Here is a 12,984-nt window from a genome sequence, read left to right as displayed (position 1 = left end):
ACGTCATTGTCCATTCGAGGCTTATACCGAAAATATATAGGCTTATGCCGCACATCTTCTCAATTGACGCAGTGCCCCACGCCCTATAAGGTTTTGTTATGAAAGTAACAAAAGACAGAAGCTATGCCAACGGAAAACGGCACACCTCACAACCTCGCTAAGGAAGGAAAGATATGAGCAACCATCGTGCAACGCTTGACGCCGTTATCAACGCCTGGAAGGTCGATGATGTCGAAGCTGTGCTAGACCACCTGCACCCGGATGTCGTTTATCACTACCATGTTGGGACACCGCCCCTTGAGGGGCGCAACAATGTCGAGCGTTTCCTGCTTAAATTCGGCAAAGGCCAGTCAGATATTCGCTGGCGTATCATCCGCGCGTTTGAAGTCGGCGATACCCTGATGATTGAGGGTATTGACGAATATACCGACCCGGAAGGCATTACTGTCCGTATGCCTTACATGGGTGTCATGGAATTCGAGGACGGCAAGGTGCGGCGCTGGCGCGACTATTTTGATTATGATGTGCTCAAAGCGGCGAAGGCCGCCAGGTCCAGCGCAGTCTGGGACAACCTTGTTGCCGACCTTGAACGCTGAGCCAGCATACTCGCTGCGGACCAGGGCGGGTTAAAAACGCTGATATGAAAGATCGGCGCTTCCCCGTGTCCCCATGATCACCCGCGGGTCTTCCGGCTTGAAGAGGCCAAGGCACCAACCCTCGGCTACAGGCATATCGCGGTTCCAGTCAAACGCCATTTTACGGTGGGCAATTTTCCACTCACCATCCCGACATTCAAACCGGTCAACAATACGCCCGCCGGTGAGCGTGTCCCATGGCTCTTGCCCCTTGTCGAACCGGGCGAAAGTCAGCAGGTAACTTTCCACAAATGCCACACCCGCCTCAAGATCAAGGTCGACATGGATATTGCAAACATAGTGCGCCATCGGGTGCTTGAGCTTCATCAACCGCTCCGCCGCACCGTCCGCATAAGCATGTGCAGGACCTGTGTAAGTATTGCCGTGTTCTTCAATCGCATCCGCGTGATAGCAAGATTTCAACAGTGGTGCGTCAGCCCGGTCGACCGCACGGGCATAATTGGTCAGCACATCACGGATATCCTGCTTGGCAAGCATGGTCTCAACTGTATTAGCCATAAATAATAATTCCTTCTCTAGCGAACCGCCGCCGCCATTGCGTCCGCCAACCCCTTCGGGTCACGGTGCAGCGCAGCGCGCACTTCCATGGCGTGCGCGTCAGTGTCCATTTCTTCAACGCCGGATTTTGCGGCCGCGATACCCGCACGACCAATGGCCTCCGGTGAGGATTTATCCCGCTTGATATGTGCCGCCATGCGGGTATCAACCGAGCCGACAATCAACGCCGATATGGTGGTACCCTGCCCCGCCAGTTCCGCACGCATACAGGTACTTGCTGCCCGCGACGCGAATTTTGACGGGCTGTAGCCGCCCATGCCCGGCACAGCGACAATACCGCCCGCCGACAGCACATTCACAATGGCACCCCCGCCGTTCGACTTGAGCACGGGCGCAAACGCACGGCACATCGCCACGACACCGAAATAATTGACCTCCATCTCGGTACGCATCGCATCCATGGTGTCCGCTCTAATCAGCCGCTGATTGAGGAAAGCCCCAGCATTATTAACCAACAGCGACACGTCCGTGCATTTGGCAGCGGCGGCAGCAACCTGATCCGCATTTGTCACATCAAGCTCAAGGGCAACAAGATACTCGGGGTCAGTAGCTGCAATGGCCTCACCGTCAGCCAGTGATCGGCAGCCGACATACACCTTTTTGGCTCCTGCCCTGACCAACTCGGACACAAAGCCCAAACCGATCCCCCGGTTACCTCCCGTCACCAGGGCAACACAGCCTTCAATGTCCATTAATCCCTCCCGAAACTGAAATTATAGAGAATATCATCCGGCACCTTGCCGCCGCGTATCAGGCTATCCGGGTCAGGGGCAATCATACCCCGGCCCCAGGTTTCGCGGATGGGCATTTCATGGTTCCATTCCCACGCCAACCGACGATGGGCAATGCGCCATTCCCCGTCACGCTTTTCAAACTTGTCAATGAGGCGCGCCATTGTGAGGCTGTCGTAACCGTCCTCTCCCTCACCACGCCGGGAGAAAGTCAGGATGTAACACTCGCTTGTAGCTTGGGTGTCATCCTCAAGCTCCACCAGCATGTTGGTAATGGCATGGCTCATGCGGCCGGCCGCAGGCAGTACTTTGCGCAAGAGGTCAAGATAGTCACGGGCAGACCCCAGAAAGGTGCCGCCGTGATCTTCCACTGCGTCGTCGTGGTAGGCGCTTGCAATCAGGTCGGCATCACCCCGGTCAGCACCACGGCAATAGCGTACAAGCACCTCTTCGATCGCCTTTTTGTCAAGCAACGCACGGATGGCTTTATCGTCATACTGCATTCTACTTACCCTTCTTTGGAAACCAGGGAATAAAGCTGCTGGTGCGCGCAAGATAAGCCTCATAGCCAGGCTTTGAGCGCGAAAGCCGCCGCTCCAGCAGGGCGGCGCCCGACCATTTTACCAGCGTCCAGGTCAACAGAAGCGGGCCAAACACCGACCACATGCCGTGTTCAACCTCAAGTGCGACCAAATACAGCCCCCAGAAAACACAGGCGTCGCCAAAATAGTTGGGATGCCGGGTGTAGCGCCACAGGCCCCGGTCCATCACCTGCCCTTTGTTGGCAGGGTCGGCCCGAAACCGTGCCATCTGCCAATCACCCACTGTCTCGAAGAAAATGCCGATAGCCGCAAGGATGCCACCGGCAAGTGCGAGGCTTCCCAGCATTGCCCCCGCCGGGGCCGCCATCACAAACTGGATCGGCAGGGAGACAATCCAAAGCATCACGCCCTGCAGCAGGAAAACGTTCTTCAGGGTGAACAAGGGAACGCTGCCCTTCACTCTGGCAACCATCGCGACATAACGTGCGTCCGGCCCGTCATGCCGCCACCGCCAGAACAGGTAAAGCGCCAGCCTTGACCCCCATACCGCCGTGACGATCAACACGAGCTGCCTCTGCGCGCCGTCTCCCCCTGCGAAGCAATAGGCAAACGCGGCGACCACCACAAACCCGGCGGCCCAAAAGCTGTCCACAAACGATACATCGCCTAGCCGTATCGAAATAAGCCACAGCAGCAGCATACAGCCGATCAGCACAAGAAAGTCATATGCCAGTAACTCAGGCAAACTTACAGAACCCATTGATACTCTCCCCCATTATACTGCAGGCTCATTGTCCTTCAGGCATGGCCGCCCGGGTTTTCTATGTCACTGTCATTGGCCCAACAGGCGTGGGTACCGCTTGAAATACGGTGCGGCAGGATAATGCGGCACACAGGGCCAGCCTCAACGTGCTGAGCATCCAGCAACACACACTCGGACCGGTCTTCAACCATGTCTGTGATAAAGCTGATCAGATAGCCATCATCTTCGGTTTTGGCGTTCAGTCGCGGCACAAACGGCGCCTCGCTGCCAAAGCGGCCCTTGCCAAAATCGCATGACCAGCTTTTACCGGTGTCGAGGTCATGTTTGACCACCCCCGTAAACAGGAACCAACCCGGCCTTGTTGTCGTGCTATAGAGGTAGCGACCACGCCTGCCCGCAATCTTCTGGTTGAAGGAACCGAACTCAAGAATGCGGTCATCCAGACGTTCTTCCTTTGTCTCACCGGTTTTCAGATTGAAGCGCCAGCGGTGCAGTTTTGGCTTGAAGGAATGTTCATCCAGAAAGGCCATCATCAACCCGGCCCCTGGCGGTAATCCTTCCAGTGGTTTTGGATAAGGCTCTTCCTGGAAATAACCGTCCAGCACGACCTCGTCACCTTCTTCGTAGGCGTTCATCCAGTGCAGCATATAGGTGGGCGCAGCCTCAAACCATTTGATATCTGATACGTCGCCAAACCGCGGGATTATGGCAAATCGCGACGGCATATCAGGGAAAAAGCGGCTGGTGTGAAAACCATGTTTTAGCCCTTCAGGGTCCCAGAACAGGGGAAAGTCGCCGAGGATCGAATAATTTTCGGTAAACCCCATGTCGTGCGGCAGACGCGGGCCGGGCAATTCCACCGGGATATAATGCTTGAGCTCATTATCTGCACCCACCACACCATAATGCATGAACGGGGCATTCTTTGAATAATTGAAAAACAGCATCTCGCCGGTCGCTTCGTCTACCTTGGGGTGAGCGGAAATACCATCTGCCGGCACCCAGCCTTCCTTGCCTAAACCCTCCAGTGTGTAGGGGTCGAGCCTGTATCCCTCACCGCATTGATAGAAGGTAGACAACACCTTGCCCGCATGGATTACCACATCAGTTGACGAGGAATCCTTCAGTGCACCCTGCGCGCCCCATCCCGGCCGCAGGGATTTTTTCGGGTTTTCCGCAATGCCTGCCCAAAGCGCATGGCCAGCGTCAGCTTCTGCGATAAAACCATCGGTACGCACAAAACGGTTGCGATATTCGGCCTTACCGTCTCGGAAACGCATCATGTGTAGCATAGCGTCACCGTCGAAAGGGTGGTACTTTCCGATAGGGTCATGCACCGGGTTTTCACTATTGCGCACATATACCCCGGCAATGTCTGTTGGAATATCACCAATCACCTGCATATCCGTAGCATCATATTCTGCATGCACCGGTGTCCAGGCACCGTTCATATAGGGGTGTTCGTTGGGCTTGATGGTGGTCTCGACCGTGTTGACCAGTGTGGCAGTCATCTGTTTCTCCCTCACGTGTATTCAGGGTGCCATGTGGCTTTGGAATGATGGAGCTGAAGGCATCAGCATCAGCCCCGGTGGCGCGTTCACAAGCGCCGGGATTGAATTGAGTACAGAGCCCGCCACGCCGTATTGTTCAGGTGACGTCTTGAAGCTGTCCCCCTCGCGGCGGTCAAGGTCTATGCGGATATCAACCATGGGGTCGCCTGACACCGACACCTGCCAAATAGGCTGGTTCGGATTTTCCAGATGCGCGGTTTCCATGATCCAGTCGATTTGTAAGGTGAAAAGCCGCTGGCCACCGACAATGCCATGCCAACACCACTGTGTGTGGCTTACTGTGCCTGCGCGAATTTGCCCTGCCGCGATCTCAATATCCTTGCTGGCTGGTAGCATACGGTGAGCGGTCTCAACCCGGTCGAGTTTCTGCCCCAGGCGGGCCACGAAGCCCGCGACAACTTCGCTATACAATCCGTTCAGCAACTCGGCCGGTGCCCACCCCCTATTATTGGGATCAATGCTGCCCGCGTCAGCGCCGAAACCAAGCATATCAAAAACATACGCCGGGCTCCGCATCGCCTGACAATGCACAATTTCCTGAACCTTGACACGGTCAAGCCGGGTGCATATGCCTGTTGCGGCTGCGGCGATACGCTCGACAATAAATCCAGGGTTCAGCCCACCCCCAAGCAGCGTGCTGCTGCCCGATTTGCAGGCTGTATCAAACTTGCCCGCGTGCTCGCCCCCCCAATGCACGGGATAGCTTTGGCCGTTGATACTGATAACGTTTTTGCCTGATGCCAACAACTGCATGATGGTGGCATCATGGCTTATATACGGCGGCTGCAGCATGGGCGCAAAAATCACCACATCGGCTTCAAGTGCCAGAATGTCATCTATATCCCGTGTCGCCAGCACACCAGTTTTCTCGCGGTGAGCGATATCGCCCGCGTCAACACCCGCCTTTTTGGCATTATAAACATATAACCCGACAAGCTCGAGGTCAGGATGATCAATCACTGCGCGCAAGCAAGTCTTGCCCATGGCCCCCGTCGCCCATTGAATAACGCGGTAGCTCACGCTGCACCTCCCCGTGCAGCCTGCAGGCGCGTCATCAGATCAGTGAACGCAGCCTCGGCACCGGGGAAACCCCTGCCTGCCTGCATGTCGCCTGCTTGATGCGCGTTTGCCGCAAGCCACGCCACAGGGTCGCAGCCATCCGTTGGCAATGCGGCCCCCAGGCCTTCCTCCATGCGCGCCCGCCTGACGTATCCGCCGCCCGAAACCCATATCTCGCCACTTGCATGGCACTCTGGCGACATCAGCCAGCTTGTAACGGGCGCCACCAGAGCGGGGCTCAGGTCCAGCCCACTATCACCCAGCCCGGCGGTCATTTGGGTTTCCGCGTAGGGCACAAGGATGTTTACCCCCACACCCTCCCGCTTGAGCTCCGCCGCCAAGGTCAGGGCATAAGCAACCATCGCCGCCTTGGACGCTGCATATGGCGCGCGCCCCCGCACGCCATACAGGCCTGCAGTAGATGCGACAAACACTACTCTGGCATCTGTCGATTTTCGCAAGCTGGGAAGCGCCGCCATCACAATCGAAACGGCAGAGAAGAAGTTAGTTTCAAAAACAGACCTTAGGTCGACAAAACTGCTGTCGGCCACCTTTGCAGCAGGACCCGTGATACCAGCATTCAGTATGAGGCCATCGATAGCGCCATAATGCGCCAAAGCAGTGTTGACCAATGCCTCACCAACGCCTGCATCCTGCATGTCACTGTGATCGGCTACCGCGTCGCCGCCTGCCGAATGAATTTCAGAAGCCACGGATTCCGCAGCGCTGGGCACGCCTTCATGAGCACGATTATTCACGACAACCCGGCAGCCGCGCTGCGCAAGATCGTGAGCAAAAGCCCGACCAAGGCCTTTACCAGCCCCGGTAATAATGACGCTACGATGATGCAACGACGCGCTTGATGACATACTAGGCTCCCCTGTCAGTCAGAAGACCCTAGCACCAATGGTATGTTTTTGAAAGTTACTTTTTAGCGCGCCTATCCTTCAGCCAAGGACGGCGCCTTTTTAGCACCTTCCACCAGCGTGTAGCTGACGTCATCAGGCGAAATCACGCCACCACAGGCTGAGCAATTAACCGTTGGTGTCAGCTCATGACCGCATAGTTTATGATTCAGCAACAAGGGCGGACCCTCCGGGGACGCATACCATTTGTCACCCCACTGCAGCAGCATCAGCAACACAGGATAATAATCCCAGCCCTTATCGGTCAGCCGGTATTCATAGCGCTTGGGAGCGTCCTGATAGGCATGCGTGAACAGAAAACCGCTTTCCACCAACTGGTTTAACCTGTCAGATAAAATATTGGTCGCAATGCCCGTATCCTTACGGATCTCGTCGAATTTGCGCAGCCTTGTAAAGACGGAGCGCAGAATAAGCCCAGCCCAGCGATCACCAGTCACAAGGGCAATTTCATGAAACAGGCTTGTGCGCTCACCCGCCGCCTGGCGCCCTTCACCTTGGCGGCGCCGGCTATAGGTTGGCGCCATCCAGCCGACCCCCGGCCCCTCTTGCCACGTCACATCACGGGCAAAAATCTCTTTTTCACAATCACTGCAGCTTGGTATGGGGTCGAATTCCTGGCCGCAGCCCTTGTGGGTCAAAATCACGCTGGTTTTTGCGTGTCCAGAACTCCAGCGCTTTTCCCACCGCAGCATCATAAGTGCCGTCCAGTATAACTCCCGGCATTTCTCCGTCATGCGGTATTCATAACGCTTGGGCGTATCCGTATAGGCCACTTTCACAAGAAGACCATTTGCCACTAATTGCTTTAGCCTGCCACTCAGCAGCGCCTTCAACATGTCGGTACGGCTTTGAATTTCGCTGAACCGCCGGGCGCCCTGCCAGATCGATTCGAGAATTAGCAGCGTGGCGAAATCACCCACTACTCCAAGAGCCCGCCAGATAGAACATGTGCGAATAAATTTTGTTTCCGCCACAAAACACCCCGTTATTGATGGAGACCAGCAAAACATCAGCTGCGTCCGTTCGCCGATAATACCTATATTCGCCTGTTAGTCTAGGCCACCAGCGGATTGGCCGCAGTTTGCCGGCAGATACGCTGAGCCTTGTTGACATTTGAACGGCGCTCCTTAATGGTATCTTTATGCAAGTAATAAATCACACGGGAGGGGAAGCACATGCGATCAACTGACAGCGAAACCGTCAAACAGTATACAGACCGCGGCTGGTGGGGTGACACCACCTTCGCTAGCCTGATCGCCGATGCGGTCAACGATGCGCCGGACCGCCTTGCCCTGATTGATCCGCCTAACCGCAAGGACCTTGTCGCAGGCGCACCGTGTCGGCTGACATATGCTCAGGTTTCACGCCTTGCGGACCGTCTTGCCAGCACTTTATCAGAAAACGGCGTCGGCACCGGTGATGTGATCATCGTGCAATTGCCCAACATTGCGGAACTTGTCATCGCCTATATCGCGACTGACCGGCTTGGCGCCATCATCAGCCCCATGCCAATGCAATACGGCCGATTTGAATTGGCCCGCGCTGCAGAGGTAACGAAGGCCAGGGCCTATCTGACCGTTACCGCTTTCCGGGGTGTAGATCATCTGGCGGACCGCACGGCGGCGTTCGGGGCAGATACCACCATTTTGGCGTTTGAAGACAACAGCCAAACCAAGGGGACACACGTTGCCCTGCTCTTTTTTCCCACTATCGACGCTGATGAAGACGTCCCCACCGTCACACGCCCCGATATTTCGCCCAACGAGATCTTCACCATATGCTGGACATCAGGCACAACCGGCGTGCCCAAGGGTGTGCCGCGCCATCACAACCACTGGACCAGTCAGGTCGGCGCCGTGGCTGACGCTGCGCCCGTCAGGGACGGGGCGGTTATGCTCAATCCCTTCCCGCTGACCAACATGGGGGCAATCTCAGGGTTCCTGTATTACTGGCCCATGGCAAAAGCCTGCCTTGTCATGCACCACCCCTTTGACCTGCAGGTTTTCCTCTCCCAAATTGTTGCGGAGAAGGTGGCCTATACCATTGCGCCGCCTGCGGTCCTCAATATGTTTTTGCAACACACGGAACTGCACAAGACCGTGGATCTGAGCCATGTCGATTATATTGCGTCAGGCTCAGCCCCGCTCAGCCCCTCCATGACAAAGGGTTTCAAGGATTTATTTGATGTGGAGATTGTCAATTTCTACGGTTCCAACGAAGGTGCCGGGCTGGTCGGCGGGCCGAGCGACATACCGGACCCCGAGGTCCGGGCCACACTGTTCCCGCGTTTTGGGCGCCCTGAGATCAACTGGAGCAACCGGTTTGCCAACCGCTGCCGTACCAAACTGGTAGACTGGCAGGCGGATGACCGCGAGATCACCGAACCGGGTATCGCCGGTGAGCTTTTAATCACTGGGCCCAATGTATTTGACGGTTATCTGGGCGACGCCGCTAAAACCGAAGGTGTCTTTGATAATGAGGGATATTTCCGCACCGGCGACCTGTTTGAGATCGGAGGGGAAGATAATCGTTTTTACCGTTTTGTTGGCCGCCGCAAGGAACTGATCATCCGCGGGGGCATGAACATCTCACCCGAGGAATTGGATCATGTAATCACCGACCATCCCCTTGTTTCGGAAGCTGCGGTCGTCGGCTTTAGTGACCGGGTGATGGGAGAAAAGGTCGCCGCTGTAGTTGTCACCAACGCAGGTGAAACCCTGACACTGGCGGAACTTACCTCGTATCTCGCTGAATGCGGTGTCGCCAAATTCAAATGGCCCGAGCAATTGGTGCTTGGCGACACGTTACCGCGTAACAGTATGAACAAGGTGATCCGGAGCGAACTGCGGGGCTTGCTGTAATATGGTGGAGGGCTGCAACCCACCGCAGCCCTCCCACCAATGCCTGAGAGGCGTCACCGACCAACGATGAAGGACACCGTGGTCGTAGCACTCCCGCCAATATTGAGCGTTGCAACTGTGCCCGCACCATCTACCTGATAATCACCGGCTTTTCCCGCAACCTGCCTGGATGCATCGAGAAGCATGCGCGCACCGGTGGCACCAACCGGGTGGCCCAGCCCGATAAGTCCGCCGCTGGGGTTCACCGGCAGGCGGCCATCAAACGCAATGGTACCGTCTTCCACCGCCTTCCAGCTTTCGCCGGGCGCCGTAATACCAAAATGGTCGATCGCCATATATTCCGTGGTCGTGAAACAGTCGTGGGTCTCAATTGCGTCCAATTCCGCCACACCAGAAAGCCCGGCACGTCCAAACGCAGCCTCAATAGCCCCCCGAACATGCGGAAAGATATACGGTGAGTTGGCTTGCTGCCCTTCCCGAAGCTTCGCGTCGAATGAGATCGGGGCCACGGTATGGCCCCAGCCCCGGATACGCGGCAGGGCAGCGATATCCAAACCACGTTTACGGCAGTAGGCCCGCGCACCCTTTTCACTGGCAAGAAACACGACAGCGGCGCCGTCTGAGACCTGACCACAGTCCTGCCGGCGAATACGACCGTCGATCACCGGGTTGGCCTCGCTGTCCTCGGTAAAACTTTTATCGTTAAACTCCCAGCCCCGGGTTTGCGCATTGGGGTTTCGTTTCGCGTTAGCATAGTTAATTTCAGCGATGCCCGCCAGATGCTCATGCTTCAGTCCGTAACGCCGGTCATACTCGTCCCCGAGACGGGCAAACATATGCGGCCATGGATATTTCACGTCCAGACATTCATGGCCAGACCACATGGCAGGGCCGCCGATATATTGGGCCGCCTGATCACCTGGTACGTTGCGCATCATCTCAATACCCAGCACGGCAACAATATCGTAGCGCCCGGCCTCTATCTCAGCGGTTGCCGCTAGGGTAGCGATACTGCTGGATGCACAGGCGGCCTCATGCCGGCCAGCGGGGATACCGCTCATTGCCGGCACGGCTTCGGCAAGAAAACCGCCCAAATGGCCCTGATTGCAGAAAAGCTCAGCGGTAAAGTTACCCACATGGGCCGCATCAACTTCAGCCGCGTCAAGAGCGGCTGCCGCCAGCCCCTGTTCCAGCGTTTCGCGAAACATATCCATAAGCTCGAGGCCTTCGCGCGCCCAATTCCGCGCAAAATCAGTCTGGTGCCCACCAAGGATAAATATATCATTCGCCATTTACATGTCTCCGTTCGCTACCAGCCGCCGCTTGCGGCCCAATCCCGGGCATCCGTCATCCTGTCGGCCCCCCAGAAGACCTCCCCGTTCACAACAAAACTCGGTGCACCAAAAACACCTGCCTTCATCGCAGCCGTCGTTTCATCCCTGAGCCGGGCTTTCACCTCCTCAAGCTCGCTACGTGCCGTCACCGCGGCACAATCAAGACCAAGATCGCCCACCAGCCCCTCCAGCACGGCCGGGTTTGTGACATCCTGGCCAGATACATAAGCCGCGTGGAACACCGCCCGCGCAAAAGCCACAGCATCCACGCTATCCAGAGCATAAAACAGCCGAGCGGCCAGCATGCCGTTAAACGGAAAAATCTTCGGCCAACCGAATTCAAGACCCGCGAGCCGTGCAGTCCGTTCCACATCACGGAAAGTATAGTCACCCTTGGGGGAGCCAGGGCTTACCGGCACCCAGCCGTTTTCTCGGAAAATTGCTCCCAACAAGATTGGCCGCCAGCGGATATCTGCATCAACATCGGCAAACACCGCGTCGATCCGAGCTTGGGCGATATATGAATAGGCCGACGAAAAATCGAAATAAAAAATCAGTTCCGAACGCATGCCTTCCTCCCAAAACAGCAACCTGCCTGGTAAGATAGAGTATTGGTATTATTTTGCAAGTAACATGTGAACAGCGATTGCCAAACAGAGATGCTCCGGCTATGCCTAATATAGGTATTTTTATGAAAGTCATAGAATCGTGAGAACACAATGCGCCTGAACGCTTCCAGCCAACCAGTACGTGATCGCTTTAATCACTTGACGACAAATATGCTATTACCCGTCGTCGCCGCGCCGATGTTTCTGGTCTCCGGCCCGGACCTTGTGTTAGCGGCCATGCGCGCAGGGGTTATGGCAAGCCTTCCTTTCCCGAACGCCCGCACAATCGACGACCTGGATGAATGGCTGAGTACGATCACCCAGACACGCTCTCGTTGGCTTGAATCCGAACCAGACGCTCCCATCGGGCCTTTCGCGGCTAATATGGTTGCGCATCGCTCCTATGACCGGCTGAAGGCTGAGCTAGAGCTTGTGAAAAAATACCAACCGCCTGTCGTCATTACCGCGCTCGGCAGCCCTGGCGCTATAACCGATGTGGTGCACGCCTATGGCGGGCTTGTGTTTGCTGACGTTAATAACGTGCCTTATGCGAAGAAAGCACTGCAGGCTGGCGCTGACGGGCTTGTGCTTGTCTCAGCTGGCGCTGGAGGCCACACGGGAGCCATGTCAGCCTTCGCTTTCGTGACGGCCGTCCGCGCCTTTTTTGACGGGCCCCTTATCCTTGGAGGCAGCATATCAAACGGAGAGGCCGTACGTGCCGCGGAAATACTTGGTGCCGACCTCGCCTATGTGGGCACCGGCTTTATCGCGGCGGAAGAAAGCATGGCCGGAGAAGACTATAAATCAATGTTGCTCGCCGCAGAGTTTGAAGACCTCATCCTCACAAGCGCGCTGTCTGGCGCTGAAGCATATTATCTTAAGGCCAGTCTTAAACGCATGGGTATAAACCCGGATAATCCCGGCCACAAGGATGGCCCAGACTTTGCTGACTCTCAGGGCAAGATCAAAGCATGGCGCGACGTTTGGTCCGCCGGACACGGCGTTGGCAACGTTCACAAGATTGAACCGGCCGCCGCCATTGTTCAGCGCCTCGCTTACGAGTACACCCGCGCGGCCAAGCGCCCCGTATTCAGCCGGACCAAATAACAACCCCCTGCCTTCATCTTAACTTTTCTGCGTCAGGTTGTCTGGCCGCGAGGCGTTCTGCTTCTACGCCACGCATACTGAAGAAGATCCGGGGCCCACTACAGCGAATTCAATGCACACTAGCGGCACAGCACGCCGCCGTTGGGGGCTGCCGCTTGCGTCCTGACCTTGCCGAATGGCACCACCCAAGAAAAGCAGCATTTAGCGTCAGCCTGTCAGCCGCAGAGTGCGCAAAAGACAACATTAATCGCTACGCAATGTTATTGAA

At 56.3% G+C, this 12,984-nt stretch carries 13 protein-coding genes; 3 read left to right on the top strand and 10 right to left on the bottom strand.

Annotation, left to right across the window (positions count from 1 at the left end; genetic code table 11):
* Nucleotides 1-173: 173 nt before the first annotated feature.
* On the top strand, nucleotides 174-596 hold the full coding sequence (locus ACN0VM_RS07905) for a nuclear transport factor 2 family protein (RefSeq protein ID WP_417450323.1): 423 nt from the start codon (nucleotides 174-176) through the stop codon (nucleotides 594-596).
* Nucleotides 597-626: 30 nt separating this feature from the next.
* Here ACN0VM_RS07905 and ACN0VM_RS07900 read toward each other — a convergent pair whose 3' ends face one another.
* The 8 genes from ACN0VM_RS07900 to ACN0VM_RS07865 all read right to left on the bottom strand — a co-directional run bounded on the left by ACN0VM_RS07900 (nucleotide 627) and on the right by ACN0VM_RS07865 (nucleotide 7,780).
* The gene (locus tag ACN0VM_RS07900) at nucleotides 627-1,154 is read right to left on the bottom strand and encodes a nuclear transport factor 2 family protein (protein WP_417450322.1); all 528 of its coding nucleotides are present in this window, start codon (nucleotides 1,152-1,154) and stop codon (nucleotides 627-629) included.
* Between the two features lie 17 nt (nucleotides 1,155-1,171).
* The gene (locus tag ACN0VM_RS07895) at nucleotides 1,172-1,906 is read right to left on the bottom strand and encodes an SDR family oxidoreductase (RefSeq protein WP_417450321.1); all 735 of its coding nucleotides are present in this window, start codon (nucleotides 1,904-1,906) and stop codon (nucleotides 1,172-1,174) included.
* On the bottom strand, nucleotides 1,906-2,448 hold the full coding sequence (locus ACN0VM_RS07890; RefSeq protein WP_417450320.1) for a nuclear transport factor 2 family protein: 543 nt from the start codon (nucleotides 2,446-2,448) through the stop codon (nucleotides 1,906-1,908). The genes ACN0VM_RS07895 and ACN0VM_RS07890 overlap by 1 nt, the downstream gene beginning before the upstream one ends.
* Before the next feature lies 1 nt (nucleotide 2,449).
* Nucleotides 2,450-3,247, bottom strand: a complete 798-nt coding sequence (locus ACN0VM_RS07885; protein ID WP_417450319.1) for a DUF1295 domain-containing protein — start codon at nucleotides 3,245-3,247, stop codon at nucleotides 2,450-2,452.
* A 38-nt stretch (nucleotides 3,248-3,285) separates the two neighbouring features.
* Entirely contained in the window at nucleotides 3,286-4,761 is a 1,476-nt protein-coding gene (locus ACN0VM_RS07880) for a carotenoid oxygenase family protein (RefSeq protein WP_417450318.1), read from the bottom strand.
* 21 nt (nucleotides 4,762-4,782) lie between these two features.
* Nucleotides 4,783-5,841 (bottom strand): hypothetical protein, encoded by a 1,059-nt coding sequence (locus tag ACN0VM_RS07875; RefSeq protein WP_417450317.1) that lies wholly within the window; start codon nucleotides 5,839-5,841, stop codon nucleotides 4,783-4,785.
* Nucleotides 5,838-6,749 carry an SDR family NAD(P)-dependent oxidoreductase gene (locus ACN0VM_RS07870; protein ID WP_417450316.1) on the bottom strand — a complete coding sequence of 304 codons (912 nt, stop codon included), beginning with the start codon at nucleotides 6,747-6,749 and terminating at the stop codon, nucleotides 5,838-5,840. The genes ACN0VM_RS07875 and ACN0VM_RS07870 overlap by 4 nt, the downstream gene beginning before the upstream one ends.
* 71 nt (nucleotides 6,750-6,820) lie before the next feature.
* A complete protein-coding gene (locus ACN0VM_RS07865) occupies nucleotides 6,821-7,780 on the bottom strand; it encodes a winged helix-turn-helix transcriptional regulator (RefSeq protein ID WP_417450315.1) in 960 nt (319 codons plus the stop codon).
* 201 nt (nucleotides 7,781-7,981) lie between these two features.
* Here ACN0VM_RS07865 and ACN0VM_RS07860 point away from each other — a divergent pair, with 201 nt between their 5' ends.
* A complete protein-coding gene (locus tag ACN0VM_RS07860) occupies nucleotides 7,982-9,667 on the top strand; it encodes a class I adenylate-forming enzyme family protein (protein WP_417450314.1) in 1,686 nt (561 codons plus the stop codon).
* A 53-nt stretch (nucleotides 9,668-9,720) separates the two neighbouring features.
* Here ACN0VM_RS07860 and ACN0VM_RS07855 read toward each other — a convergent pair whose 3' ends face one another.
* Together ACN0VM_RS07855 and ACN0VM_RS07850 are read right to left on the bottom strand one after the other, a co-directional pair.
* A complete protein-coding gene (locus tag ACN0VM_RS07855) occupies nucleotides 9,721-10,959 on the bottom strand; it encodes an acetyl-CoA acetyltransferase (protein WP_417450313.1) in 1,239 nt (412 codons plus the stop codon).
* Between the two features lie 17 nt (nucleotides 10,960-10,976).
* Nucleotides 10,977-11,570 (bottom strand): 2-hydroxychromene-2-carboxylate isomerase, encoded by a 594-nt coding sequence (locus ACN0VM_RS07850; protein ID WP_417450312.1) that lies wholly within the window; start codon nucleotides 11,568-11,570, stop codon nucleotides 10,977-10,979.
* 150 nt (nucleotides 11,571-11,720) lie between these two features.
* Here ACN0VM_RS07850 and ACN0VM_RS07845 point away from each other — a divergent pair, with 150 nt between their 5' ends.
* Entirely contained in the window at nucleotides 11,721-12,716 is a 996-nt protein-coding gene (locus ACN0VM_RS07845) for an NAD(P)H-dependent flavin oxidoreductase (RefSeq protein ID WP_417450311.1), read from the top strand.
* The last annotated feature ends 268 nt before the right edge of the window (nucleotides 12,717-12,984 follow it).

It is taken from the genome of Kordiimonas sp., assembly GCF_048260245.1.
In the GTDB taxonomy this organism is placed as follows: Bacteria; Pseudomonadota; Alphaproteobacteria; order Sphingomonadales; family Kordiimonadaceae; genus Kordiimonas.
The sequence above is the reverse complement of the archived record's forward strand: the minus strand, read 5'-3'. Positions and strand labels throughout refer to the sequence as shown.